Source organism: Mesorhizobium sp. M0019 (genome assembly GCF_040323975.1).
In the GTDB taxonomy this organism is placed as follows: Bacteria; Pseudomonadota; Alphaproteobacteria; order Rhizobiales; family Rhizobiaceae; genus Mesorhizobium.
In genome coordinates this window covers 1-24803 of sequence record NZ_JAMYVK010000034.1, presented here as the reverse complement: position 1 = coordinate 24803, position 24803 = coordinate 1, and the positions used below count along the sequence as shown (strand labels likewise).

General features: G+C 63.1%; 24 protein-coding genes. 8 read left to right on the top strand and 16 right to left on the bottom strand.

The features are described from left to right. Positions 1 to 5 precede the first annotated feature (5 nt). Both NKK47_RS22915 and NKK47_RS22910 read left to right on the top strand, forming a co-directional pair. Entirely contained in the window at positions 6 to 932 is a 927-nt protein-coding gene (locus NKK47_RS22915; protein WP_352578315.1) for a LysR family transcriptional regulator, read from the top strand. A gap of 230 nt (positions 933 to 1162) precedes the next feature. Next, complete coding sequence (locus NKK47_RS22910) at positions 1163 to 1396, top strand: DUF2093 domain-containing protein (protein WP_031211156.1); 234 nt, start codon at positions 1163 to 1165, stop codon at positions 1394 to 1396. Positions 1397 to 1648: 252 nt separating this feature from the next. Here the strand turns inward: NKK47_RS22910 and lpxK are convergent, their stop codons facing one another. The 7 genes from lpxK to epmA form a co-directional block, all read right to left on the bottom strand. Next, positions 1649 to 2677: a tetraacyldisaccharide 4'-kinase gene (gene lpxK / locus NKK47_RS22905; RefSeq protein ID WP_352457109.1), complete on the bottom strand. Its 1029-nt coding sequence runs from the start codon at positions 2675 to 2677 to the stop codon at positions 1649 to 1651. A gap of 1 nt (position 2678) precedes the next feature. Next, complete coding sequence (gene waaA / locus NKK47_RS22900) at positions 2679 to 3995, bottom strand: lipid IV(A) 3-deoxy-D-manno-octulosonic acid transferase (protein WP_352457108.1); 1317 nt, start codon at positions 3993 to 3995, stop codon at positions 2679 to 2681. After that, entirely contained in the window at positions 3992 to 4771 is a 780-nt protein-coding gene (locus NKK47_RS22895; protein ID WP_023717166.1) for a lysophospholipid acyltransferase family protein, read from the bottom strand. Before NKK47_RS22895 ends, waaA begins: the two co-directional genes overlap by 4 nt. A 5-nt stretch (positions 4772 to 4776) precedes the next feature. Continuing rightward, positions 4777 to 5022 (bottom strand): DUF4170 domain-containing protein, encoded by a 246-nt coding sequence (locus NKK47_RS22890; protein ID WP_023674378.1) that lies wholly within the window; start codon positions 5020 to 5022, stop codon positions 4777 to 4779. Positions 5023 to 5096: 74 nt separating this feature from the next. After that, positions 5097 to 5903, bottom strand: coding sequence for a 3'(2'),5'-bisphosphate nucleotidase CysQ (locus NKK47_RS22885; protein WP_352578314.1), 807 nt, complete (start codon positions 5901 to 5903; stop codon positions 5097 to 5099). Continuing rightward, positions 5890 to 7233: a TldD/PmbA family protein gene (locus NKK47_RS22880; protein ID WP_352578313.1), complete on the bottom strand. Its 1344-nt coding sequence runs from the start codon at positions 7231 to 7233 to the stop codon at positions 5890 to 5892. Before NKK47_RS22880 ends, NKK47_RS22885 begins: the two co-directional genes overlap by 14 nt. A 168-nt stretch (positions 7234 to 7401) precedes the next feature. Then, positions 7402 to 8448, bottom strand: a complete 1047-nt coding sequence (gene epmA, locus NKK47_RS22875; RefSeq protein ID WP_352578312.1) for an EF-P lysine aminoacylase EpmA — start codon at positions 8446 to 8448, stop codon at positions 7402 to 7404. A gap of 114 nt (positions 8449 to 8562) precedes the next feature. On the opposite strand from epmA, the gene efp reads away from it, so the two are divergent. Further along, positions 8563 to 9129 (top strand): elongation factor P, encoded by a 567-nt coding sequence (efp, locus tag NKK47_RS22870; RefSeq protein ID WP_352569791.1) that lies wholly within the window; start codon positions 8563 to 8565, stop codon positions 9127 to 9129. A gap of 131 nt (positions 9130 to 9260) precedes the next feature. Here efp and NKK47_RS22865 read toward each other — a convergent pair whose 3' ends face one another. After that, positions 9261 to 10268, bottom strand: a complete 1008-nt coding sequence (locus tag NKK47_RS22865) for an AraC family transcriptional regulator (RefSeq protein WP_023674373.1) — start codon at positions 10266 to 10268, stop codon at positions 9261 to 9263. Positions 10269 to 10494: 226 nt separating this feature from the next. Between NKK47_RS22865 and NKK47_RS22860 the strand changes: the two genes are divergently transcribed. From NKK47_RS22860 to NKK47_RS22840, 5 genes are all read left to right on the top strand, one after another. Continuing rightward, positions 10495 to 11877 carry an FAD-binding oxidoreductase gene (locus NKK47_RS22860; protein ID WP_352578311.1) on the top strand — a complete coding sequence of 461 codons (1383 nt, stop codon included), beginning with the start codon at positions 10495 to 10497 and terminating at the stop codon, positions 11875 to 11877. 648 nt (positions 11878 to 12525) lie between these two features. Then, positions 12526 to 12678: a hypothetical protein gene (locus tag NKK47_RS22855; protein WP_352578310.1), complete on the top strand. Its 153-nt coding sequence runs from the start codon at positions 12526 to 12528 to the stop codon at positions 12676 to 12678. A 142-nt stretch (positions 12679 to 12820) separates the two neighbouring features. Beyond that, positions 12821 to 13801, top strand: a complete 981-nt coding sequence (locus NKK47_RS22850; protein WP_352578309.1) for a hypothetical protein — start codon at positions 12821 to 12823, stop codon at positions 13799 to 13801. After that, positions 13801 to 14835 carry a hypothetical protein gene (locus NKK47_RS22845; protein WP_352578308.1) on the top strand — a complete coding sequence of 345 codons (1035 nt, stop codon included), beginning with the start codon at positions 13801 to 13803 and terminating at the stop codon, positions 14833 to 14835. The genes NKK47_RS22850 and NKK47_RS22845 overlap by 1 nt, the downstream gene beginning before the upstream one ends. A gap of 113 nt (positions 14836 to 14948) precedes the next feature. Further along, the gene (locus NKK47_RS22840) at positions 14949 to 15689 is read left to right on the top strand and encodes a gamma-glutamylcyclotransferase (RefSeq protein WP_352578307.1); all 741 of its coding nucleotides are present in this window, start codon (positions 14949 to 14951) and stop codon (positions 15687 to 15689) included. Here NKK47_RS22840 and NKK47_RS22835 read toward each other — a convergent pair. The 8 genes from NKK47_RS22835 to NKK47_RS22800 form a co-directional block, all read right to left on the bottom strand. Further along, entirely contained in the window at positions 15676 to 17667 is a 1992-nt protein-coding gene (locus tag NKK47_RS22835; protein WP_352578306.1) for a glycoside hydrolase family 127 protein, read from the bottom strand. The genes NKK47_RS22840 and NKK47_RS22835 overlap by 14 nt on opposite strands. A gap of 27 nt (positions 17668 to 17694) precedes the next feature. Next, positions 17695 to 18552 (bottom strand): carbohydrate ABC transporter permease, encoded by an 858-nt coding sequence (locus NKK47_RS22830; RefSeq protein WP_352578305.1) that lies wholly within the window; start codon positions 18550 to 18552, stop codon positions 17695 to 17697. Further along, complete coding sequence (locus NKK47_RS22825; RefSeq protein ID WP_352452309.1) at positions 18552 to 19481, bottom strand: carbohydrate ABC transporter permease; 930 nt, start codon at positions 19479 to 19481, stop codon at positions 18552 to 18554. Before NKK47_RS22825 ends, NKK47_RS22830 begins: the two co-directional genes overlap by 1 nt. Positions 19482 to 19770: 289 nt before the next feature. Next, positions 19771 to 21024, bottom strand: coding sequence for an ABC transporter substrate-binding protein (locus NKK47_RS22820; RefSeq protein WP_352578304.1), 1254 nt, complete (start codon positions 21022 to 21024; stop codon positions 19771 to 19773). 70 nt (positions 21025 to 21094) lie between these two features. Then, positions 21095 to 22150 (bottom strand): LacI family DNA-binding transcriptional regulator, encoded by a 1056-nt coding sequence (locus tag NKK47_RS22815; RefSeq protein WP_352578303.1) that lies wholly within the window; start codon positions 22148 to 22150, stop codon positions 21095 to 21097. A gap of 250 nt (positions 22151 to 22400) precedes the next feature. After that, the gene (locus tag NKK47_RS22810; protein ID WP_352578302.1) at positions 22401 to 23375 is read right to left on the bottom strand and encodes a DUF4917 family protein; all 975 of its coding nucleotides are present in this window, start codon (positions 23373 to 23375) and stop codon (positions 22401 to 22403) included. 94 nt (positions 23376 to 23469) lie between these two features. Next, positions 23470 to 24222, bottom strand: a complete 753-nt coding sequence (locus tag NKK47_RS22805) for a hypothetical protein (RefSeq protein ID WP_352578301.1) — start codon at positions 24220 to 24222, stop codon at positions 23470 to 23472. Continuing rightward, positions 24219 to 24638, bottom strand: coding sequence for a hypothetical protein (locus NKK47_RS22800; protein ID WP_352578300.1), 420 nt, complete (start codon positions 24636 to 24638; stop codon positions 24219 to 24221). The genes NKK47_RS22805 and NKK47_RS22800 overlap by 4 nt, the downstream gene beginning before the upstream one ends. Positions 24639 to 24803 lie beyond the last annotated feature (165 nt).

The following is a 24803-nucleotide window of genomic DNA, read 5'->3' as shown; positions in this document are numbered from 1 at the left end:
TGACTATGGATCACAGCTTAGACCCGATGCTGCCGCTCGAAACGCTGCGCGCCTTCGACGCCGCGGCTCGGACCGGCAGCTTTTCGGCGGCGGCCGAGAAGCTCAACATCACCCACGGCGCCGTCAGCCGGCAGATCGCCAAGCTCGAGGGCTGGCTTGGGCTGAAAGTCTTCGATCGCGGCGCCCGCGGCGTCTCTCTGACCGTCGAAGGCAATCGCCTGCATCTGCGCACCACCGAAGCCTTTGCCCTGATCGCCAGCAATTCGGACCGTTGGGTCGAGCCGCGCGGCACGGCGGTGGTGCGGCTGACCTCGATCCCTTCGGTCAGCGGGCTGTGGCTGATGCCGCGCATGGCGGCGCTGGAGAACCACCCGTCCAAGCTGCGTATCGTGCTCGACGTCGACATCCGCCAAGGCGATCTTGCCGACGAGGGCATCGACCTGTCGATCCGCTGCGGGCGCGGTCGCATTCCGGGCCGGATCTCGGTGCAGCTTTTCGAAGAATATGTGTTCCCTGTCGCCTCGCCGGAATTGGCCAGAGAGATCGGTCGCGGAGATCCCGCCCGACTGCTCGAATTTCCGGTGATCAATGATTCCGACGCTTCGGCCTGGCGGGCCTGGTTTGCGGCGCAGGAGATGGACTATCGGCCGCGGCCGCACGACCGCCGTTTCGAGGACTACAACCTCGTGCTCGACGCCGCCGCGCACGGGCTCGGTATTGCGCTGGCACGTCCGCCGTTGACGGTGGACCAATTGAAATCGGGCCGCATCGTCGCCGTAGACGAACGCAGTGCGCTGAGCCCGATATCCTACTGGCTCGACCGGCCGCTGGGGCGCCCGCGCGCCGCCGCCGCCGAACTCGCCCGGCGCATCGCGGTCCAGGCAGGATTAGCAGCGGAGAAGATCGAAGAGTTTATCATCGCCGAAGAATGAGATGCCTAAGGCGCGTTGCGTTCGACCGGCCTCATGCGACGCGCTTCAGGTTCTTGTGTTTATGCATGTCGCGCAAAACCGCTGCACACTTTTGCGCGACATGCATTGGCATCCGGTTTGCCGGCTTGTTCGAGCAAGTGCCACCAGAAACAGAACCAGGCAAGGCCAACCGAGCTTGACCTCGCCGCAATTTGTGGCGATGACATCGTCATGAATTTCGGCACCACCCCATGATGAACCGTTTCGAAGGACCCGGCGGCAAGGAAGCCCGCATCCGCTATCTCGACGGCGACTTCCAGGTGACCAGCCCCGGCGCCTTCGTGCGCTGCGCGGTGACCGGCGAGAGCATCCCGCTCGACGAGCTCAAATACTGGAGTGTCGCCAGGCAGGAACCCTATGTGAATGCCGCCGCCTCGCTGCGCCGCGAGATCGAAGCGCATCCGGAACTGCGCCGCCGACGCTAGTCCAGCGCAAATGGAAGTCGCCCCGTTGCGATCCTGCGCCCTCTGCCGCGGCGTCAGGCCGGCAACACCGAAACCTTAGAGGCTATCTTGAAATAAAAAACCCGCCTCAGGCTCGAGGGCGGGTCACCGGCGAATCATCACCATAGCTAAATTACTAGCATAGGTGCCGGCACAAAGCAAGAACAAAATACGTTCGACCGGCGGAAAGCTGCAAATTCCAGTCCCGCATTGCCTCGGTGCTCAAGCTTCTGGTCAGCCTTTAAGCCGGCGCTGCCGCCAGGCATCCAGCGTCTCGTCCATGATGCGTTGCGGCACATGGTCGAGCTCGAAGACGGTGTCGATCTCCAGCACATCGAGCCCGTCGAGGAATTCCGGCGGTGCTGCGCCGTGACGCAGGCGGGCAGCGTCCTTGGCGGTGGTAATGAGGCCAAGCCCGGCTTTACGTGCCGTCGCCGCCAATTCGGCAAGCTCGTCCTCGCCATAGAAATGATGGTCAGGAAACGATTTGGTCAGCGCAAGCTCGCCGCCGGCCTCGCGGACAGTGTCGAAAAACTTATCGGGATGACCGATGCCGGCGAACGCCAGGAAACGCCTGCCGGCCAGCGTCACCTTGCTGCTCGGGGCAGTGTGCGCCTCGAAGATCGGCCTGCCGGCGCGCGCTGCCTGGCGCACGACCGTGTCGGCCGCGGTGCCCTCGCCCATCTTCAGCAAGGCGCTGGTGAAGACCAGTTGGTCGACGATCTTTGCCCGCAGAGGCCCGCCGGGGATGACGCGGCCATTGCCGATGCCATGGCGCGCATCGACAACGACCAGCGCATAGTCGATGTGGATGCGCGCGCTCTGAAAACCGTCATCCATGATCAAGAAATCGCAGCCGAGCTTCTCCAGCAGAAGCCTGGCGCCCGCGGCCCGGTTCGGCGTCACCGCGACCGGCGCGTGTTCGGCCAGAAGCAGCGGCTCGTCGCCGACATGCTTGGCGGCGTCGTGGTGCGGATCGACGATATGCGGCTGCGCGAAGGAGCCGCCATGGCCGCGCGACAGGAAACCCGGATTGAGCTGCATGCGCCTGGCCTGCTCGGCCAGCGCGATCGCCACCGGCGTCTTGCCGGTGCCGCCGACGGTGAAGTTGCCGACGCAGAGCACCGGCGCCTCGACCTTTTCGCGCGGCGCGTGCCGCATGCGGCGACCGGCGACAAGCGCATAGACGGCGGAAAGCGGCGACAGCGCCGTGACACGCCAGTCCGGCTCTTCCCACCAGAAGGGTGGCGCTTCCGAGGTCACGTCAGCGCCCGTTCGCGCCCTTCAGGCGCGACTTGACGACCAGCGGCTGGATATAGGGCTCGAGCGACCTGAGCGTATGCGCCAGCGCACCGCGCATCTCGTCGACCGTCGCCGCACCCGCCGCCATCATCTCATGGCGGGCCGCCTCGTTGGTCAAAAGGAAATTAACGGCGCCGGCCAGCATATCGCGGTCGCGCACCAGCTTGGCGCCGCCGCTATCGAGCAGGCGCTGATAGGCCTCGCGAAAATTCTGGACGTTGCGGCCGGCAAGCACCGCTGTCTCCAGCATGGCTGGTTCCAGCGGGTTCTGGCCGCCCTCGGAAGTCAGCGAACGGCCGACAAAGGCGATTTCCGTCAGCCTCAGATAAAGCCCCATCTCGCCGATCGTGTCGCCGAGCAGAATATCGGTGTCGGCGGTGATCCTGTCGCCCTTGCTGCGCTGCGCCAGCTTCAGGCCCATGCCGGAAATCTGGGCGGCCAGCTGCCCGGCGCGATCGGGATGGCGCGGCACGATGATCGTCAAAAGCCCGTGGTGGCGCTTGTGCAGCATGGCGTGAACTTCGGCGGCGACCGCCTCTTCGCCGTCATGGGTCGAGGTCGCCGCCCAGGTCGGGCGACCGCCGATCTGGCGTTTCAGCGCCGCCAACGCCCGCTCGTCGGCCGGCGGCGGCGCGGTGTCGACCTTGAGATTGCCGGATACGGTGACCGGCCGGGCGCCGAGCGACAGGAAGCGCTCGCCATCGAGATCCGACTGGGCGACGACATGGGCAAGATTTTCGAACAATGCTTCGGCAATGTTGGCGCGCTTCTTCCAGGACTTGAAGGAGCGGTCGGACAGCCTGCCGTTGACCAGAACCTGCGGCACGCGGCGGGCGCCGAGTTCCAGGATGGTCATCGGCCAGATCTCCGATTCGGCGATGATCGCCAGGTCCGGCTGCCAATGGTCGAGGAAGCGGCTGACCGCCGGCTTGAGGTCGAGCGGCACATATTGGTGGATGATGCGGTCGCCCAGCCGTTTTTCGGCGACCTGCGCCGAGGTTACCGTGCCCGTCGTCAGCACGATGTTGACGCCGTAATCGAGAATGCTCTCGACCAGCGGCACGACGGCGATGGTCTCGCCGACGCTGGCTGCATGGATCCAGATCACCGGGCCCTCGGGACGCTCGCGTCCGGCGACGCCGTAGCGTTCACGCCGGCGAATGCGGTCCTCCTTGCCTCTGGAAGTGCGCCAGGCGACGTAAGGTCCGACCAGCGGGTAAGCGGCGGCCCCGGCGAAGCGGTAGGCCGTCAGGAAGGCGCGGGCCCAGCGCATACTCATTTCGAACCGTCCACAAGGCGATAGGCCTCGGCGGTCGCGGCATTGAGCGAGGCCGTGACCTCCTGGCGCTTGCGTTCCATTTCCGCGGCGTCGGCGTTGGCCGGCACGAAGACAGGCGTGCCGACGACAATCGAGGAGCGGCCGAAGGGCAAGTTGATCGTCGTCTTGTCCCAGCTGCCCTCGATCACCTTGCGGCGGCTGGTGGCTATCGCGGCAGGCAGGATCGGCCGGCCGGACAGCCGCGCCAGAAGGACGACGCCGAGCCCCGCATCGCGCGGCGTGCCGTGGGGAATATCAGCAATCATGGCGACATTCTTGCCGGTGGCGAGCGACTTTTTGAGGGCGATGAGCGCCTTGGCCCCGCCCTTGTCGAGATGCCTTGCGCTTTCGCGCCCGCCAGAGCCGCGCACCGCCTCGATGCCGAATTTCTCGACCATCAGCGCGTTGAGCTCGGCATCGGCGCTGCGCGATACCATGGCAACCAGCGGCCGTCCCTTGGGATAGTAGGCCGGGGTCAGCAGGTGCTGGCCGTGCCAGAGCGCGATGATGCCAGGCTCGAGCTGCGCATAGGCGCCGCCGGAAAACTTGGCCGATCCGTCGACCATGCGGTTGGTCAAGCGGACAAGGCGGACGAAATACGCAAACAGCGCGGCAAGCGCATTCTTGACGAATCGCGACTGCGCCAGCGGTTCGCGGATCTTGCGCCAGAACGTCTTCGGCTTGCGACGTCTGACCGCCGACCGCGGGGCTGATCGCTTGACCGCTTCATGGTTCATCGATGTCAACCGACAGCCTTGTTTTCGGGATCGAGCAAGCGGTGCAGGTGAACGACGAAATAGCGCATATGGGCATTGTCGACGCTAGCTTGCGCCTTGGCCTTCCAGACGGCGTGCGCCGATTGATAGTCCGGATAGATGCCGACAATATCGAGCGCGTCGAGATCGCGGAATTCGGTGCCGCCCAGCTTCTTGAGTTCGCCGCCGAACACCAGGTGCAAAAGCTGTTTCTTTCCGTCTTCAGCGGCCATGTCGATCCTTCACATATCGTGAGTTTGGGACAGGTCTAGACCAAAGCCGCCGACTTTGGAACTATTGATAGTGGTCAATTGTCCAGCCCGGCGATGACGCCGGCGAGCACGGCGAGGAGTTCGCCGCTGCCGGCGGCGAGCGGTCCGTGACGGATCACTTCGCCGGCATAGAGCGGCGCGCGGCCATGCCGATCGAGCAAGGCGCCGCCTGCCTCGCGCAGGATGAGATCGGCCGCGGCGATGTCCCAGTCATGGGCGTTGGCCTTGACGAAGGTGGCATCGAGCTGGCCGCCGGCGATCATCGCCAGCCGGTAGGCGAGCGAAGGAATATAGAGCACGCGCTTCAGCCGTTTGTGCCATTTCGCCGGCATCAGGTCGATCATCGCCTGCGGTCCGGCGATTTCGGCCGTTTCCGACGGCGGACGCACGCTGATGCGCCTGCCATTCAGGAACGCGCCCTCGCCCGGCAGCGCCCAATAGATTTCGCCCTTCGCCGGGCAGTCGAGCACGCCGGCAAGCGTTCGGCCGTTCTCGACCACAGCGACGCTGACGCACCATGTGGGCAGCCCTTCGAGGAAGCCGCGCGTGCCGTCGATCGGATCGACAACAAAGGTGCGGCGCGCGACGAGCCTTACCGGGTCGTCGACGGTTTCCTCCGACAGCCAGCCATAATCCGGCCGGGCCGCCAGCAAGGTCTCGCGCAGATATTTGTCGGCGGCGTGATCGGCTTCACTGACCGGCGAGGTGCCGCCCTTCATCCACACCTGCGGATTGTTGTTGAAGTACTGCATGGCGATGAGCCCCGCCTCGCGGGCGGCGTCGCGCAGCAGCTCCAGGTCTTCAGTAGCGCCGGCCGTGACGGCCGGGTCAAGCTCCGGCAAGGGTCATTCCTTCGATCAAAAGCGTGGGTGCGGCGGTGCCGAAATTGCGGTCGAGATCGCTCGCCGGAACCATGTTGAGGAACATCGTCTTCAGATTGGAGGCGATGGTCACCTCGGCGACGGGATAGGCCAGCTCGCCATTTTCGATCCAGAAGCCGGAAGCGCCGCGGCTATATTCGCCCGTCACCATGTCGACGCCCTGGCCGAACACTTCGGTGACGTAGAAGCCGGTCTTGAGCGACTTGATCAGCTCTTCCGGCGTATTTTCCCCGGGCTCGATGGCGAGATTGGTCGACGACGGCGAGACCGACGAGCCGCTGCGCGAGCCGCGCCCATTGGTGACGAGGCCGAGTTCCCGAGCCGCCGAAGTCGACAGGAACCAGTGGTTGAGCACGCCCTTGTCGACCATGAACAGTTTTTCGCCCTCGACGCCTTCGCCGTCGAACGGGCGCGAGGCCTGTCCACGGCGCCGGAGCGGCTCGTCGGTGACGGTGATTGCGGCCGAAGCCACCTTCTTGCCCATCATGTCGCGGAGAAAGCTGGTCTTGCGCGCGACCGCGGCGCCATTGATGGCACCGGCAAGGTGGCCGGCAATGCCGCGCGCCACACGCGGATCGAACACCACGTCGACAGGCCCGGTCGCCGCCTTGCGCGCGCCAATGCGGCATACGGCGCGCTCACCGGCCTTGCGGCCGATGTCTTCCGGCGCGTCGAGATCGGAAAAATGCTGGCGCGAGGAGAATTCGTAGTCGCGCTCCATGCCGGTGCCCTCGCCGGCGATCACGCTGGTCGAGCGTGAAAAACGCGAGGCGACGTAATGGCCGACGAAGCCGTGCGAGGTGGCGAGCACCAGGCCGCCGAGCCCGGCACTGGCGCCACTGCCGGCCGAATTGGTGACGCCCTTGACGGCAAGCGCCGCCGCTTCAGCGGCAAGCGCTGCTTCCTTCAACTGGTCCGCCGATACCTCCGTGGCGTCGAACAGATCGAGGTCGCGCGGTTTCTTGACCAGCAAGGCCGGGTCGGCGAGGCCCTGATAGGGATCCTCGGGGGACACCTTGGCCATGGCGACCGCGCGCTCGGCCAGCATATTGGGGTCGGATGCCGCCGTTGCCGAAACGCTCGCTACCCGCTTGCCGACGAAGACGCGCAGCGAGACGTCCTCGCTCTCGGACGCCTCTGTGCCTTCGACCTTGCCAAGCCGCACCGACACGCCGGTCGAGCGGCCGCGTACCGCAACGGCATCGGCGGCATCGGCGCCGGCCCGTTTGGCAGCCTCGACCAGGGCCGCGACGCGATCGGTCAGTTTCGCTGCGTCGAGCGTATCGGTCATGCGCATGATCCTGTTATTTCCGGCCGGCTGAAGGGCAGCCGCTGCTGCACCATCTATTGTCCCGATGCCGCTTCTGCAATGGGAGAAGCGGGCAAACCGGGTGCATCAAGCGCCCAAACAGGACCGCAGGCCGCAGGCGGATGAACGGCGAGCGAGATCGACAATCCCTCAGGAAGCGGCCACCGGTGTCCAGATCACGTCCTCGATCCTGAGCGCGCCGGTGGCGAGCATCACCAGCCGGTCGAAGCCGAGCGCGGCGCCGCTCGCCTGCGGCATGATGGCGAGCGCGGCGAGGAAGTCCTCGTCGATCGGATAGCGTTCGCCATAGACACGCTGCTTCTCATCCATTTCGGCGGCAAAGCGCAGGCGCTGCTCGGCCGGATCGGTCAACTCGCCAAAGGCGTTGGCGAGTTCGACGCCGCAGCAATAGAGCTCGAAGCGCTCGGCGGTGCGCGGATTGTCGGCGCTCGGCCGGGCCAATGCCGCCTCCGAGATCGGATATCCGAAAAGAATGGTGTTGCGCCCCTGCCCCAGCGCCGGCTCGATTTTTTCGACCATCACCCGGCTGAACAGGTCGGCCCAATTGTCGTCGGGCGCGGTCCGCAATCCGGCCTGGACCAGGGCGGCATGCAACCCCGCGCGGTCGGTGCTGCCGTCGGCTGCAACCGTCGCCAGCAGATCGATGCCGGCATGGCGCATGAAGGCTTCGGCGACGCTCAACCGTTCCGGCTCGGCGAACGGATCGGCTTCACGGCCGCGGAAGCTAAAACGCTTCGCTCCGGCCCGTTCGGCCGCCAGCGCTACGAGCTCGGCGCAATCGCGCATCAGGCTCTCATAGGTCTCGCCGACGCGGTACCATTCGAGCATGGTGAACTCAGGATGGTGCAAGGGGCCGCGCTCGCGGTTGCGCCAGACAGCCCCGAGGCTGAAGATGCGCTCCTCGCCGGCGGCAAGCAGCTTCTTGCAGGCGAATTCCGGCGACGTGTGGAGGTAGAGCGGCTGGCGCTGCCCGTCCGGCCCGATCGCCTCGGTGGCAAAGGCCGACAGGTGCGCTTCATTGCCGGGCGAGACCTGCAGGGCCGATGTCTCCACCTCGACGAAGTCGCGGCGGGCGAACCAGTCGCGCATCCCGGCGGCAATGGCATTGCGCAGGATCAGCCGCGGCCGGCGGTCGGCGTGGACATGCGGCGTCCACCACGGCGAGGCGGCGGTCATCGGCTTCAGGGGAATTGCACAGAGGGCTGGCGATTGCGGCCAAGATGCGCTAGGCCGCACGCAACGGCCTCTCCAGCCGATTTGCGCCAACAAATTTTATCAGGATGGAAACCCGTGAAGGTCATCGCCAGCTCCTTACGCAAAGGCAACGTCGTCGAAAAGGACGGCAAGCTTTATGTGATCCTCTTTGCCGAAAACATTCATCCTGGCAAGGGTACGCCGGTCACCCAGCTCGACATGCGGCGTATCTCCGACGGGGTAAAGGTTTCCGAGCGTTACCGCACCACCGAGCAGGTCGAGCGCGCCTATGTCGAGGAGCGCGAGCACACGTTCCTCTACCGTGACGGCGAAGGCTTTCACTTCATGAATCCGGAGAGCTACGACCAGGTCGCGGTGCCGGAAAGCGTGATCGGCGACATGGCGCCCTATCTGGTGGAAGGCATGCCGGTGCAGATCTCGCAATACAACAACATCGCCATCTCGCTGGTACTGCCGCAGCGCGCCACTTTCGAGGTGGTCGAGACCGAGCCGGTGACCAAGGGCCAGACGGCGTCCTCGTCCTACAAGCCGGCAACGCTGTCCAACGGCGTGCGTACCCTGGTGCCGCCACACATCAGCGCCGGCACCCGCGTGGTGGTGATGACGGCCGATGGCGCCTATGTCGAGCGCGCGAAGGATTGAGGCGCGAAGTCTGACACGCCTCGCCGAAAGCGTCGCGGCGGCCGGTCATCGTCTACCGCTTTGTGCCAGGGGCTTTCGAGCATTGGGACGCTGCACGCAGACCGAAGCGTCAACGCCCTGCCAGTTCTTTCCTATTGTACGACGCCAGCGGGCAATCTCTGAGCCTCGAGCAACGCCGACCGTCCCTTTCGCCAGGTGCCAGGTGGAATGCCGACGAACTTTTTGAAGGCGCGATTGAAGGCGGCTTCCGACTCGTAGCCGACCTCGGCACCCGCTTGCGCGATGCTCATTTCGGGCCGTTCGAGCAAGCGTCCTGCCAGTTGCAGACGCCAGCGAGCAAGATAATGCATGGGGGAGACCTCGACATAGTGGGTAAAGCGGCTCGCAAACGCCGTGCGCGAGAGCCCTACTTCGCGGGCGAGCCGGTCCAATGTCCATTCCTCCCTTGGGCGAGCGTGGATGAGCCGGAGCGCCTCGCCGACGTGTGGATCCCGTAGGCCTGACAGCCAGCCGCGCGAATCGTCGGGGAGGGTCTCGAGATGGCGGCGGATTATCTCGACAAACATCAGCTCGCTCAGCTTGGCGAGTATCGTTTCACAGCCCGCCCGCCCACTGCCACCTTCGGCCAGCGCCAGCCGAAAAAGGTCGATAACCCAACTGCTTCCATCGGCGGGCTTGCGGGCACACAGGATGGCCGGCAATGCGGCCAGGAGAGGATTGAAGGGACGTGCATCGCAGCCAAGATACCCGCAAATGAACCGGGTCCGCTCGTCTCCGCCGCCACCATGGATCACCGCGAACGGCAGGCTCTCGTCTATCGGCCGATAATACATCGCCATATTGGGTTCGCCCCGCGCCCCCGGCGAGGAGCTCAACACGTTCGGAACACCACCGGGGAAGACAACGACATCACCGGCGTTGACGAGCACCGGCGGCACCGAATCGTCTCCCAGCGCGGCCCAGCACGAGCCCGACATCACGGCATGAAAAGAAATGATGTGCTCTGCCTCCGGCATGACGGCGGCGGCAATGTCGGCCGTGCCCGGCGACTCGCCAACCCAGGGAGAGCTGGCGTCGACGTCGAAATAGATCGCACCGGTGAGGCGAACGGCTCGGAGCACATCGGAAAGGACATCCATGCACTACACCTCCGGAAACGATCGGCTACTCCCTTTGACAACGAGTTTTTCCGCCAGGCATCTCGAACTATCCGGCAATATGGCCGCCCGGGCAACTATCCATCCGGTCTAATCCTACTCTGAACGATCGGGCAACAGAAATGGACGATGTGACATTTGCGGGAACAGCGGACGGGATTAGCGTTTCATCGGCCGGCCGACAGGTCCAATAACAGGGAGGAATGTCATGAACGATGAAGATATCACCAAATTCGCAGCAAGCCTGCGAGGCGAAGTCATCCGCGCCGGCGACGCCCGCTATGACGAGGCCCGCAAGCTCTACAACGGCATGATCGACAAGCGGCCGCTGATCATCGCCCGCTGTGTCGACGTCGCCGACGTAATCACAGCGGTGAATTTCGGCCGCGACAACAATTTGCTGGTTGCGGTACGTGGCGGCGGCCATAACGGACCAGGATTGGGGAGCTGCGACGACGGTCTGGTGATCGACCTGTCGGCGATGAACGGCGTGCGCGTCGATCCGGATGCCCGCACGGCGCGGGTGGGCCCGGGCTGCACTCAGGGCGACCTCGACCATGCCACCCATGCCTTTGACCTGGCCGTACCGGCGGGCATCATCTCGACCACCGGGGTCGCCGGACTGACGCTGAGCGGCGGCCATGGCTATCTGACGCGCAAATATGGCCTGACCATCGACAATCTGATCGAGGCCGATGTCGTGCTTGCCGATGGAAGCTTCGTCACCGCCAGCAAGGAGCGGAACCCCAACCTGTTCTGGGCGCTTCGCGGCGGCGGCGGCAATTTCGGCATCGTCACCAGCTTTGTGTTCAAGCTCCACCAGGTCAGCATGGTCTTTGCGGGGCCGATCGCATGGGATCAGCGCCACGCCCGCACCATCATGCAGCATTATCGCGAGTTCCTGCCGAACGCGCCCGAAGAACTCGGGATCTTTCTCGGGCTCAAGACCGTCCTCTCGAGCGCACCCTTCCCGGAAGAGTTTTGGGGAAAGCGGATGTGTCTGCTGATGTGCTGCTACAACGGCCCGGAGGAAAAGGGCAGAGAGGCGCTGGCCCCGCTGCTCGATGCGCTGCCCGCGCCCTGGTTCAACTGGATGGGAACGATGCCCTATCCCGCGGTGCAGAGCATGTTCGATGGGCTCTACCCAAAGGGAATGCAGTGGTACTGGCGGGGCGATTTCGTCAAGACGCTGTCCGACGAGGCGATCGACGCCCATCTCAAGCAGGCGGCGAAGACGCCGAGCGAGCTATCGCTCATGCACCTCTACCCGATCGATGGTGCGGTCCATCGCGTCGGCAAAGACGAGACACCCTGGAATTACCGTGATGCGACCTGGTCGATGGTCATCGCCGGGATCGATCCGGACCCACAGAAAGCGGGGCCGGTGACGCGCTGGACCAAGGCCTACTGGGAGGCCGTGCATCCGTTCGATCTGGGCGGCGCCTACCTGAACTTCATGATGGATGACGAGGGCGATGCAAGGCTCAAGGCGGCTTATGGCGACAACTATGAGCGCCTGGCTACGCTGAAGAAGAAATACGACCCGAACAACCTCTTCCGGGTGAACCAAAACATTCGACCGGCTGCTTGACGGCGGCCCTCGTCAGGCCGGCAAGCGTACCGGCCGGCCCAGCTAAGGCTCGGCCGGTACGATAGCTGCCGGTCAGGACGCTCTGATCCAGACCAGCATCTCGCCGGAATCGTGGTGTCCCAGGCGAAATACGGCACGGTGACTTTTGCTGCCTCGACCGCCGGTGATTTTCAAACGCCTCTTTCCTGTCAATAGCCGACAGCGTGACGACGTCGCCGGGCACGTTCGAGAGCTGACTACATTTGAAACCAGGCCAGACGACCGCCGAATGGCGTCCAATGAGCCATGCCGGGCTGCTTTTCAGGCTACCCCGCGCTTCTGATCGTAGTGGGCCGCGTACTGTCCATGCACAAGTCCGGACCTGTTTGGCGACACCATCATGACTGGATCGTTCGCACATGATCGACAAAATGACCCGGAAATGACCGAGATACAAAGCTTTCCTTCAGTTGTGCATCAATAAGCCGCGACAATTTTTTAGCCAATCTTTAGGCAAATTCTCAGGTTTATCGACAGACAGCAGACAATTCGGCAAAACGGTCTTTGCTGGATTTATGTGGATGGGCAATGCATCCCTACTTGACACCGGGACAAGCTGAAGAGCTATGCTGAACATGGGTCGCAAGTTTGCGCGGAGGGAATCTGTTCATGGATTTCATCGAGAGTTGGTTTGGTATTTCACCTGACGGCGGCGACGGATCGACCGAAGCTCTCTACATACTTGCCGTTGTCGCAATATTGGCGCTCGCATTCCACAAGCGCATCGTGCAGTTCGCGCGCGGTTTCTTCGCGCGGAAATAGCCCGCGTACCGTTCGAGCCCAGCTTTATTCGTCTGACCAGAGTACAAACGGCACCAGTCGTCTGACACTCCAATACACTGTTGCCGCGCGAATCCCGTTGTTATCAGAGCGTTGCCCTGCGTTAGCTTCAGAGGGGAAGTCGATGCGAGGAATAGCGGCAATCCTGCGAGCATTGTTCTCCGCCTGGATTCCGGCACTGATCGAGATGGCTCGCCGTTTCTGTCGCCGGTGGCGGCTAGGGGGCGACCGCCGGGTCGACCAGAAAGGGTCCCGGGCGCATTGCGTACCGATCGATCACCCTGCTTTCTGCCGGCCTGACCCGCTGATCTACGATCAGTATTATCTGATCGGCCTTGGTCTCGCGGTCACCTGGGATAATCCCGATATCGAGCTACGCCAGGGTGGTGTGCCCGTTCCCGCCGGCAGGTTGCAGGCGGACACCGACTACGAGGTGCGGGTTCGCGTATGGAACGCCTCCCCGGATGCCGTCGTCGTCAAGATGCCGGTCCATCTGTCCTATCTGTCGTTTGGCATCGGAACCGTGTCGAATCCGATAGCCACCAGGCCGGTCTCGGTCGGGGTGATCGGATCCGCCAGCCAGCCTGGGTTCGTCTCCTTCGACTGGCATACGCCGCGGCAAGCAGGTCACTATTGCCTGCAAGCTTTGCTCGACCCGGCCGATGACGCCAACTTCGCCAACAATCTCGGGCAAGAAAATACCGATGTCGGACTGGCGCAGTCGCCAGCAACATTTCAATTCGAGTTGCGCAACGCTACCCGTCGGCCGCATCGGTACCGGTTCACCGTCGATGCCTACACCATTCCGCCGCTCGGCCCCTGTCGCGACGACCGGCAGCCAACGGAAGAGACCGCCAAGGCGGAGCAAAAGCGCCGGCTGGCGGCACACTTGCCGTCGGCTCATCCGCTGCCGCCGGGCTGGAAGGTCGAGATTTCGCCTGACCTGCCGTCGCTGGCACCGGGCGAACAGGTGACGATCACGGCGGTCGCTAAGCCGCCGGACGGCTGGACCGGCCGGCAAGCCCTCAATCTGAATGCGTTTGACGAGGGTGACCGCGCCAGCGGCGGCGTCACCTTGACCGTCCTCAGCAGCTTGGAGCCGTGATGGCCACCGACGACAAATCCTGGACCAAGTGCACGACCGCCGACGAGGTGATTTCGGTCAACCAGTACATCAGCGCGGCGATTACCAGCGGCATATTCGCAGCCATGATGGTCGTGGTGGTGGTCGCGATGGGCGAGCCGTGGTGCATACCGATCGCGCTGGTGGTGACTGAGATTGTGTGGATTCTCGCTTATTGCGACTGGTGGCTCAACAAACGGCTGGTTTGCCTCGGCGAGCCGGTGAGTATCGTCGGCATGGTCATCAGCATCGAGCCGCCGTCGGAGAAGACCTGGCCAGGAAGCCTGGACTCCGACTACAGCCTCAATTTGCTGCTGCCGAACAACCCGGTGGGCGTCTCCCAGGCCGTTGCCGCCGCCAGTGCCCCGTTCGGCTATCTGATGGCCGAAAACGCAATCACCTCCTCGCACGGCTTTCTGTTCACGGGGAACCCGGCGGAGGACAAGGTGACCGGAGTAAAGTCAGAGGCGCTGCATGTGGAGTTCGAAGGGGCATCGATCCATGACCTGCAGACCGTCAACATCCTCGCCCTGATCGCCGCCCTGGCAGCGCTGGCGCTATGCATGTCGGGCGTCGGCGTGGTCGTCGCCTACGTATTGGCGCTTCTCGCCTTGCTCGCTTCGCTGCTCGGCGCGGCCTTCAGCAGTTCGGACACCGCTAGTCCGAGCGATGCCGGCCTGCCCAGCATCGAGACCAACAAAGGCGATGGAACCGGAGCGACAATCCTGGGGGTGACCGGCCGGTGGGTCTATGATGCCGGACACATCCACGACAGCTTTCATGAAGGCCACAACGAACTGCATCCGGTCCAACAGGCCCAGATTCTGGGACGGCCATGGGACGGCGACTGGCCCGACGATATCGACGAAATCGTTCGGGGCTACCAGGACGGCTACGCGCAGTCCCAGGATCCGCTCACCAAGGCGCAACAGGCCCGGCCCGGCTCCCGGTGGTCGGTCCATCCCTATGTTGACGGCTGCAACGACACCGTCCGGCCAGATCAGCCTCCGCACTGAGCCAGTCAAGCTGTTGGACACGATAGTTCGAATCCCGATACCGCGCTGGTGTACTCGGCCCTTGAGAATCCTTCAGCCTTCGGCAACATGGCGGCAAGGCTGAGAGCATGAGGATGAGCAAGGTCATTTCCGCCGCATCACGGCGTTCGCCGCGCAAGACACCGATGGCGCTGACCGAGGCGCTGGTCGCCCGCACCTTGCGTGCGGTCGAGGATGCCGGGCCGACGCCGGGCATGGTCTACATGACCGATGCCGATTACGCGCGCATTCGCGACGAGGTGCTAGCCGGCGCGCCGGGCGGGCCGGTGAAGCTGTTCGCCTATGGCTCGCTGCTGTGGAAGCCGGCCGGCGAGGTCAGGGGTGGCGAACGGGCCGTGGCGACGGGCTGGCACCGTTCGTTCTGTTTTACGGTGCAGCGCTTCAGGGGCACCGTCGAGCAGCCCGGCCTGATGATGGCGCTCGACCGCGGCGGCCAATGTCAGGGCATGGTGTTCGAGGTCGCCGAGCCAGTGGGGGCCAATCTCGAAACGCTGCTGCGACGTGAGATGACCATCTTGCCGGCCGTCAACGTGCCGCGCTGGCTGCAGGTGAGGACGGGCGACGGCACGGGCCAAGCGCTTGGTTTCGTTGTCGATCCCGCCAATCCGCGCTATGCCGGCAAGCTCGAAAAGCGAGCGATAGCGGCGACCCTGGCCACGGCCGTCGGCCATTGGGGTTCGGGCGCCGAATATCTGTTCGAGACCATTCGCCATCTCGACGCCTGCGGCATCCGCGACCGCAATCTCTGGCAGTTGCAGGAACTTGTGGCCGAGGAGATCGGTCGGGCGCTGCGGTCGGGCTTCATTCGTCCCTGAGCCAGACCAGCATCTCGCCGGGGTCGCGGTTGTCCCAGGCGAAATACGGCACGGCGGTGATTTTCGCGTCCTCGACCGCCGGCGGTTCGGTGCGGTAGAGCCCCTCTTCCCAGTTTTCCAAAGCCTCCTTTTTGGCAATCGCCGAAAGTGTCACGACGCCGCCCAGAAGGTTCGGCTGCTGATGCGCCTCGATGTCGGTCGTTCGCGGCAAAGCGATGCGGTGCAGCTGGCTGGAATTGTCGGTCTCCTCGACGCAATAGATCAGCGGGCCGCGCGCCAGTGCGACGCGGCCGATATCCTGCCGCACCTGCGGATTGGCGTAGAGGCGGTCGACGGCCATTTCGAGGTCGAGGTCGACGCGGTCGCCCTTGCGCCATTCGCGGCGGATCGCGGCATAGCCGTCGCTGCTGATGGCAGCCAGATCGACATCGGCGCCGTTGACCTTGAGCGCTGCCTTGCGGCACCAGGCCGGCAAGCGCAGGTGCAAAGTGAACTCGGTCGGAGCTTCCGGTTCGACAGAGATCGAGACCGCGCCGTCCCATGGATAGTTACTGGTCTGGGTGAGCTCTATTTGCCGGCCCGCGATATCGAAACGAGCCGTGCCGTTTCCATAGAGATGGACGGCGAGTGCGTCGTCCGACAGGCCGTAGAAATAGCTGCCGATCGAGGCGACCATACGCCCGACATTGGGCGGGCAGCACGGGCAGCGGTGCCATTTCCAGCGGTGGTGGGCGCCGCGGCTCTCGAGCGGATTTTCGTAGAAGAACAGCGAGCCGTCGAGCGACAGGCCGGAGATCGAGCCGTTGTAGAGCGCCCGCTCCATGATGTCGGCGTAACGCGCATTAGGACCCATGCCGAGCATGCGGCTTGCCCAGAACACCAGGCCGACCGAAGCACAGGTTTCGGCATAGGCGGTGTCGTTGGGCAGGTCGTAATCGGCGGTGAAACCCTCATTGTGCGACGACGGCCCGAGGCCGCCGGTGACGTAGAGGTTCTTGGTCATGAGGTCGTCCCACAGCCGGTCGAGCGCCACCCGCAGCGTGTCGTCACCATATTCGGTGGCGATGTCGGCCATGCCCGAATAGAGATACATCGCCCGCACCGCATGGCCGACGACCTTGTCCTGCTCGCGCACCGGTCTGTGCGACTGGTTGTATTCGTAAGTCTTGAAATGATAGGCCTTGGGGTCGGCGCCGCGGGCTCGCGCCTCCTCGTCGAAATAATGCGGCTCAAGCCCGCGCTGATCGATGAAATATTTGGCAAGCTCCATGTATTTGCGCTCGCCCGTCACCCGCGCCAGCTTGACCAGCGCCAGCTCGATCTCCTCATGGCCGCAATAGCCCTTCTTCTTGCCGGGCTCGGGACCGAACGTCTCGGCGATATGATCGACGTAGCGGCACATGATGTCGAGCAGCTTGCGCTTGCCGGTGGCCTGGTAATAGGCGACCGCGCCTTCGATCAGGTGGCCGGCGCAATAGAGCTCGTGGCAATCGCGCAGATTGGTCCAGCGCAGGCCCGGCTGGATGCGCTGGTACCAGCTCGACAGATAGCCGTCGGGCTGCTGCAGCTTGCCGTACATGTCGATGACGGCGTCGATCTTCTTCTCCAGCTCGTCGTTGCGGCGGCGGTAGAGCGAATAGGCGGCGGTCTCGATGGTCTTGCCCCAATCGGAGTCCCAGAACATCTGCGTCGTCACCGTCGATCCGGTGAACTCGTTGCCGGCGGTGGCCGCCTCGTCCGGCGAGGGTGAGTGGAACGGAATGACGACGCCGGGCGACGGCCGGTCGGGGTCGATCTGCTCGAGCATGCGCGCCTCGACGCAGCGGTCGTAGAGGATGCCGGCGGTCTTTGAGGCGACGGCATCGACGCGGTCGCCCCAGAAGCCGCGCACGTCGACCTGCGGCACCGGCAGCGGGCGGAAGGCGAGTTTCGGCTTGCCGGGCTCGGCAGCCGGCTTGGCGGATTGCGATGCGGTCATCAATTTACTCCGGTTCGGTTCGATTGGTCACTTCACGGCCCCTGCCATCAGGCCGCGGATGTAGAAGCGCTGCAGCAAAAGGAAGAGCACCAGGCACGGCACCATCATGACGGTGACGCCGGCCTGCACGGCGCCCCAGTCGATGGCGCCGAAGCGGCCGGACTGCAGCGCGGTCATCATGATCGGCAGCGTGAATTTGGACTGGTCGGTCATCAGCACCAGGGCTGCCAAAAACTCGTTCCAGGCGCCGAGGAAGGCGAACAGCGCGATGGTGACGATGCCCGGCCAGACCAGCGGCAGCATGACCCTCAGCAGCATGGTGACGTTGTTGGCGCCGTCCATGCGGGCGGCCTCCTCGATCTCGCGCGGCACCGCGTCGAAGGCGTTGCGCATCATGAAGATCGAGAACGGCAGCTGCAGCGTGACGTAGACGCAGACCAGCCCGGTCAGCGTGTTGTGCAGGCCGATTTTTGTCAGCACCAGGAAGATCGGCGTCAGGATCGACTGGAACGGGATCATGATCGTCGACAGGATGACGACGAACAGCAAGTTCTTCAGCGGAAAGCGGAAGCGCGAGAAACCGTAGCCGGCGAGCACGCTGACGATCACCGACAGCACCACCGTCATGACCGAGACGTAGATGCTGTTTTGCGCCGGCAGCCACAGGCCGTCGCCAAAGGTGTTGAGCGTGGCGTAGTTCTCGAGCGAGATGCCGCTGGTCGGCCAGGGCGGCAGCGGCGGCTGGCGCGCCTCCTGCGCCGGCTTGAAGGCCGAAAGCACCGTCCAGACGATCGGTGCCAGGAACAGAATGGACGCGATGATGCCGGTCGAGTGCTCGGCGATCTGCATGCCGATGCGGCGTTTGCGGCTCCTTGCCTGCGCCATCAGTCGACCCCCTCGGGATTGCGCAGCAGCCGCAGCTGGATGAGGCTGAGCGCCACCAGGATGACCAGCAGGACCATCGAAAGTGCGGCGCCATAGCCGAGCTTGAACGACACGAAGGACTGGTTGAAGATCCAGTAGACGGCGGTCAGCGTCTGGTTGCGCGGCCCGCCGCGCAGGATGATGTAGAACTGGTCGAAGGCGAGGATCGAGCCGGCAACCGACAGGATCAACGCCAGCGCCAGCGTGCGGCGCATCAAGGGCAAGGTAATCGCGCGGAACCGCGCGAATGGCCCTGCCCCGTCGATCATCGCCGCCTCCTGCAGGTCCGGCGGGATCGACTGCAGGCCGGTCATCAGGATGATCATGGTGAAGCCCGCCACCTTCCACACGACCATGGCGATGATCGACCAGAAGGCCGGCTGGAAGGTCGCCAGCAGGTTGAATTTCTTCTCGGTCAGGCCGAGCTCGAAGGCGGCCGGGCTGAACAGGCCGGAATCGACATTGAGCAGCCACGACCACAAAAGGCTCGCCGAGGCGAAACCGATAACCGCCGGCATGAAGAAGGACGTGCGGTAGAAGCCGGTCAGTTGCCGCGGCCTTTCGATGAACAGCGCCAGCGGAAAGGCGACGGCGAAGATCGCGATCGTGACCACCACCGTGTAGTAGCCGGTGAACTTCAGCGCGTTCCAGAAGCGGGTGTCGCGCAGGATCGCCCAGTAATTGTCGAGGCCGATAAAGCTATGCGCGCCCATCAGCGGCCAGTTGTGCAGCGACATCCAGGCGGTCATGCAAAGCGGCACGATGAAGAAGACGACGACAAGGGCAACGGCGGGCGCGACATAGAGCAAGCCGATCCACTGCCGGCGGCCGGCGCCGACGAGTTTGTATGCGCGCGCTGGCGCGGCGGTGGTTGCTGTGATGGTGGTCATGCCTGTTGTTCCATTGGCGGGACGTCCCCCTCCCCCTTGAGGGGAGGGTCCGGCCGAAGGCCGGGGGTGGGGTCCTCCGCGAAGCGCGCCGACATCAAAAGAGCGTCGAGCACTGCCGCGATGACCCACCCGGACCTGCGGTCCGACCTCCCCTCAAGGGGGAGGTTAAGGGGCTGCGGGGTGGGGTCCTCTGCGAAGTGCGCCGACAGAAACGTCGAGCACTGCCGCAACGACCCCACCCGGACCTGCGGTCCGACCTCCCCTCGAGGGGGAGGTGAGCGCCGGCGCCTTACTTCTGCGGCGCCGAATCGATGATCGACTGCATCGTCTCCTGCGCATTGGCGATGGCGCCGTCGACGTCTTCACCGAAGAAGACCTCGTTCATCATCTGGTTCCACGGACCGTTGGCCGAGTTGATCAGGTCGTTGAACACCACCGAATAGGGTGTGCGGCCCTTGGCCATGGCTTCGGCGGCGGTCTGGTAGCGCGGGTCGAGGTCCTTGAGCGCATCCTTGGCGATGTCGCCGCGCACCGGCAGGCTGCCGTATTTCGCCAGGATGGTCTGGCCCTCGAGCGAATAGGCGAAGTCGAGGAACTCCTTCACCACCGCGACCTTGGTGGTGCCCTTGGTGACGACGAAATTGTCGCCGCCGGCAAACGACGACCAGCCGCCATCCTTGCCGGGCAGGAAGGTGATGCCGTAATCGATGTCGGGATATTGCGTGTTCAGCGCGCCGATGGCGAAGGCGCCGGACGGCGAGATGCCGATATTGCCGGTGGCGAAGGCGGCAAAGAAGTTGGAGCCGGTGTCGGTCTGCGCGCCTGAAGGCACCAGGTCCTTCTTGACCATCGAACGGTAGAGGTCGATGGCACCGCGCATCTGCGGCGTGTCCAGCGTCGCCTTGGAGCCGTCCTCGGTGAGGATATCGCCGCCCGAGGCCCAGATCAGCGGCGTGAAGGTGAAGATGTTGCAGCCGCCGCAATTGCCGGAGAAATAGAAGCCCTTGATGTCGCCGCCGAGCGCGTTGACCTTTTCGGCGTCGGCTTCGATCTCGGTCCAGTTGGTCGGGCCTTTTTCCGGGTCGAGGCCGGCCTGCTTGAACAGCTTCTTGTTCCAGATCAGCACTGAAGAGTCTGCCGAGAACGGCAGCCCGTAGATGCGGCCCTTATAGGTGCCGGTCTTGACATGCGCCGGCGACAGGCTGGCGAAATAAGGCAGCGATTTCGCCCAGTCGGTGATGTCTTCGAGCTGGCCGGCGGCAGCGAAGGACGGCGTGTAGATCAGGTCGAGCGACAGCGCATCGGGTGCGGTGCCGCCGGCGGCGGCAGCACCATATTTCGGGATGATTTCGGCGTTGGGGATGATGTCGAGCTTGATCTGGTTCTGATGCCCCTTGTTGAAGGCATCGACGACGCGCGGCATGAAGTTCGAGCCGTCGGCGCGCACCCAGATGTTGGCGGTGTCGGCGGCGGCCGGCCCGACTGTTGCCAGCGTGCCGAAAATGCTCGCGGCGATGGCGAGCCCGGTAATGGTGGTTCTCATGCTTCTCCTCCACATGGTTTTAGATCGGCCGCGCCCCCAAGCGGGTGACTATCGACACGGCCCGTTTCGTTCAGCCGTCCGGCGGACGGCCGCATGACTGACGCACCACCAGCCGGCACGGCAGTTTTCTGATGCCCGGCAAAGCGGGTTCGCCGCCGACGAGCGAAAGCAGGGCAAGGCCGGCCTCGCGGCCAAGTGCTGAAAGGTTCATGTCGACCGAGGTCAGCGGCGGCCGGGTCGCCTCGGCGACGATCTGCCAATTGTCGAAGCCGATGACGCCGACCTCGTCCGGCACGCCGATACCGCGCTCGCGCAAGGCATCGATGACGCCGCGCGCGATCTGGTCGTTGCCGCAGAAGACGGCATCGGGCTTTTCGCGCGTGCCGTCGAACCCCTCGCCGTCGAACAGTTTTCTGACCGCCTCGTGCCCCCAGGCCTCCGACCACGGGCCGAGCAGCGGCTCCATGACCGGCAGGCCGTTCTCGGCCAGCACCTCGCGATAGGCCTCAGCGCGGGCATGCACCACGGCAAAGCTCGCCGGACCGCTGACATGGGCGATGCGCCGCCGCCCGAGCCGGCAAAAGTGCTCGACCGCCAGCCGCGCCCCGCCGGCATCGTCGGAGACGAAGGCGATGGCGCCGGGATCGGGCTGGGTGAAGGCGTAGATCGCCGGAATGCCGAGATTGGCGAGGTCGACCGGCAGATGGCGGTCGATGCGCTTGCCGGTGGCGATGATGCCGTCGACGCGCTTGTCGAGCATGGCATCGACATGCAGCTGGGCAAGCCGCGGGTCGTCCTCGACATTGCACAAAAACACCGAGACGCCGGCATCGACCAGCGCATCGGAAACGCCGGCCATCAGCGGCAGCGAAAAGCGGCCATAGGTGTCGTTGGTCAACAGCCCGACGGTAAAGGAGCGCCGCCGCAACAGGCTCTGCGCCAAGCTGTTCGGGCGAAAGCCAAGCCGCTGCGCCGTCTCGCGAATGCGGGCCCGCGTCTCGGCGGTCATCCGCCCCTGCCCGTTCAGCGCCTTGGACGCCGTGGCCACACTGACGCCGGCAAGCGCCGCCACCTCACGCAGGGTGACAGGCTGCTTAGCGGGCGTTGGCTGGACGTCGGACGGCATGATTTGGGTATCGATCCTCCCGGTTGGGAAAAGCTTTTCTCTTGTGGGCCTGCGAGGTGCTGATTGGTGAGTTCAGCGAGCGCGGGGCGGGTTGGGAAAAGGTTTTCTCAGAGGAAGATTAGGGGAAGGTGGTGGGGATGGCAAGTGGGAATGTGGCTACGGACTCGAGGGGGGTCCGCCCTTTCGCCGGGAGCTTTCGGCGCGCTCGCAGTCTTGGGGCGACCGACGATCGCAGAACACAACGTTCAGCCTATACTGCTCGATTCCAGACCTGAGCTGTTTCGGAATCGACGAACGTGTAATCTACTCCTGAGGCAGATTGGTGCTTATACAGAGCCAGTTCTCCGTCGAGTGCTGTCACATCAGCTGTTGGTTTGTGGAGGCAAAAATACAGATGTTCTATTCCCGAACTGAAAAGCGCTCTGTAGATATGCTCATCGTTCTGATCAGCTGAATGCCCATAGACAAAGAACATGCCACTGCTGGACTTGAGCTGTTCGTAGCAATGACGAAGGTATGGAAGCGAATTTATCTTGGCTAGCTTGCGAGAAGAAGTGCCTTCTGCGACATAGATAGGCAAACGTTTTTCAGCCGTGATAGTTTGCGCTATCGCATCAATTACCCCTGAAGGACCCATCAGTCGCTTCTCGACATCGCCCTCCGTCGTTTTAAACAAATGAAGACCTCCGTGAAGGTTATATATATTGCAGTGGGCAGCCTCTTTGAATGGCCCCCGGAACCCTCCATGTTCGTCACCAAGACCGAAACCATCTTTGAAATCGCGCGATAGATCTAGCTGCACCCAATATAGAAGCAGATCATAGTTCATCGAAAACAGCTTGGAGAAATTCTTTAAGAATTGGACACAGCTCGGAATACGACCGGCGATATCTTCCCGATGAGCTGGATGGGTCACTCGCACAGCATGCACTAGCGCTTCACGAAGACGGTTCGCATCGGAGCGAAAGGTGGCAGCTTTAGCGTTGTCACCGTAAGCGGTTTCTACCAGTGCCGCATCTTCGAGTGCTCTGATGACTGACTCGAAATCGAAAGTATCAAGCACTGCAAACAATTTTCTCATAGGATCAGTGTTACCTAAGCCGGCCTTTTCCACCAGTGTCCGATAGCTGAAGTACTCAATGGAGAATCCATTTCCGATAAGAAGGGAGCGATCCTTTTCCTTGGTTCGGCCTAGCGCCTCTTCAAATGAAATGATGTTAGGCATGCGCACCTCACATAAGGGTTATGTTCGAACTCTCGCCGCATCGTGCGGAGATGGACGAGGTCGGGGAACGCTGAACCTTTCGGGCAAGACGGTCTCAGCCTAGTTTCAAGATCACATTTGCCACTAAGTCCGTTATCATGTCATCGGCTTGGTGTTGGGTGATCGTAACCCGCGAGGGATGTGCAGCCATGTTGCGTCGGCCCAACTTGTCCTTAAGGATTTGAGTTGTGTTCTTGTCGAGAAGGTTCGCCGTTCGAGCGGTCTCGATGAACTCAGATTCCTTCAAGGCATCCGCATCCTCGTGCTTCGCCACTACTAAATTCTTTTTGGGGTATTTCGACGCGATTCCAGCATTGAAGGACTGCACCCGGTTTGGGTCACTGAACACCCAGCGCACTAAGTGATCAAACGCGAGATTCCATGTCATGATGATCGTCGCTCGAAATGCCCGAACGCGATTGCAATTCAGCGCCTCCGTCAAAAACTCTCGCTCGGATAAGTCTGGTACTTGCGCGGGCAGGTCCGTGAGAGCCTTCGCTACTGCGGCAACGGTTGGATCGCCGCCAAGGCGTGTATCCAGTAAACGACGAACTGCGCCTGCAAGCCGGTAGCCGCCCTTTTCCTTGACGAGTTGGGGGGGCTTCTTTGCGGCTAAGCGTGGCAGATAAACGCTCATGTCAGGAGGGTCGATACCTGCCTCCTTGAAGCACTGTCGCATGCTCGCCCCATCGAAGCAGGCGCGCTGCTGGCGCGCCTCCACGAACCATGCAAGCGCTAACAGTTGGTCAACCGCCGTCTTGCGATAGAAACTCGGTGAAGAACCTACAAAATCGGCGATAAGGCTCAAGAGCCTGCGCCCATCTTCTCAACTCGCGCGATGCCAAGGTGATTGATGGCATATTGCCCCCGGTGAGGGCTTGTCACGAGTTGCTCTTTCTTCAAAGCCCGGAGTGGCCATGAGAAATCATCGATCCCTGAAGGCCACTTTATTGCGCGATAACAAGTGTAAACGTGATTCGCAGTTACTGCCTCGTCCGGACGATGCTCCTTAAACCATGCAAGCACGACAAGATTGCGCTCCGTATCGTTCTTGGGCGTATGCTCGTTGGCGAATGCTTCGAATGAACCTCCGGACATGAGGTCTAATTCCAAAACTTTTGGGACGGTCGGCTTGCGAGGGCGCCCTTCACGAGCAGGCCGTGCAGTGGCTGATTCCATCTGGGCGTCGTCGCTAGGATCGACCAATTCATCTTCCCCCTCCATCTCTTCGTCCTGCACACCGTTCAGTAGGGCGGCAGGCGTTTCGGGAGGCAATCGCCGCTGGATAATCGTAGTTGTCGGCTTAAGAGTCCGTTTTGAAATTCACGGGTGAGCGTTTCGGCGGATGAGATTGCCGCCCATTGCGACAAGGATCATGGCTTGCGAGAC

Excerpts from the sequence above, each read along its gene's own strand:
- NKK47_RS22860 (WP_352578311.1), top strand. The coding sequence starts at position 10,495 with ATGAACGATGAAGATATCACCAAATTCGCAGCAAGCCTGCGAGGCGAA.
- NKK47_RS22850 (WP_352578309.1), top strand. The coding sequence starts at position 12,821 with ATGCGAGGAATAGCGGCAATCCTGCGAGCATTGTTCTCCGCCTGGATT.
- NKK47_RS22855 (WP_352578310.1), top strand. The coding sequence starts at position 12,526 with ATGGATTTCATCGAGAGTTGGTTTGGTATTTCACCTGACGGCGGCGAC.
- NKK47_RS22845 (WP_352578308.1), top strand. The coding sequence starts at position 13,801 with ATGGCCACCGACGACAAATCCTGGACCAAGTGCACGACCGCCGACGAG.
- NKK47_RS22820 (WP_352578304.1), bottom strand. The coding sequence starts at position 21,024 with ATGAGAACCACCATTACCGGGCTCGCCATCGCCGCGAGCATTTTCGGC.
- NKK47_RS22800 (WP_352578300.1), bottom strand. The coding sequence starts at position 24,638 with ATGGAGGGGGAAGATGAATTGGTCGATCCTAGCGACGACGCCCAGATG.
- NKK47_RS22880 (WP_352578313.1), bottom strand. The coding sequence starts at position 7,233 with ATGACCGATACGCTCGACGCAGCGAAACTGACCGATCGCGTCGCGGCC.
- epmA (WP_352578312.1), bottom strand. The coding sequence starts at position 8,448 with ATGACCGCCGCCTCGCCGTGGTGGACGCCGCATGTCCACGCCGACCGC.
- waaA (WP_352457108.1), bottom strand. The coding sequence starts at position 3,995 with ATGAGTATGCGCTGGGCCCGCGCCTTCCTGACGGCCTACCGCTTCGCC.
- NKK47_RS22825 (WP_352452309.1), bottom strand. The coding sequence starts at position 19,481 with ATGACCACCATCACAGCAACCACCGCCGCGCCAGCGCGCGCATACAAA.
- NKK47_RS22815 (WP_352578303.1), bottom strand. The coding sequence starts at position 22,150 with ATGCCGTCCGACGTCCAGCCAACGCCCGCTAAGCAGCCTGTCACCCTG.
- NKK47_RS22830 (WP_352578305.1), bottom strand. The coding sequence starts at position 18,552 with ATGGCGCAGGCAAGGAGCCGCAAACGCCGCATCGGCATGCAGATCGCC.
- NKK47_RS22895 (WP_023717166.1), bottom strand. The coding sequence starts at position 4,771 with ATGAACCATGAAGCGGTCAAGCGATCAGCCCCGCGGTCGGCGGTCAGA.
- NKK47_RS22915 (WP_352578315.1), top strand. The coding sequence starts at position 6 with ATGGATCACAGCTTAGACCCGATGCTGCCGCTCGAAACGCTGCGCGCC.
- NKK47_RS22890 (WP_023674378.1), bottom strand. The coding sequence starts at position 5,022 with ATGGCCGCTGAAGACGGAAAGAAACAGCTTTTGCACCTGGTGTTCGGC.
- NKK47_RS22840 (WP_352578307.1), top strand. The coding sequence starts at position 14,949 with ATGAGCAAGGTCATTTCCGCCGCATCACGGCGTTCGCCGCGCAAGACA.
- NKK47_RS22910 (WP_031211156.1), top strand. The coding sequence starts at position 1,163 with ATGATGAACCGTTTCGAAGGACCCGGCGGCAAGGAAGCCCGCATCCGC.
- NKK47_RS22810 (WP_352578302.1), bottom strand. The coding sequence starts at position 23,375 with ATGCCTAACATCATTTCATTTGAAGAGGCGCTAGGCCGAACCAAGGAA.
- NKK47_RS22865 (WP_023674373.1), bottom strand. The coding sequence starts at position 10,268 with ATGGATGTCCTTTCCGATGTGCTCCGAGCCGTTCGCCTCACCGGTGCG.
- NKK47_RS22835 (WP_352578306.1), bottom strand. The coding sequence starts at position 17,667 with ATGACCGCATCGCAATCCGCCAAGCCGGCTGCCGAGCCCGGCAAGCCG.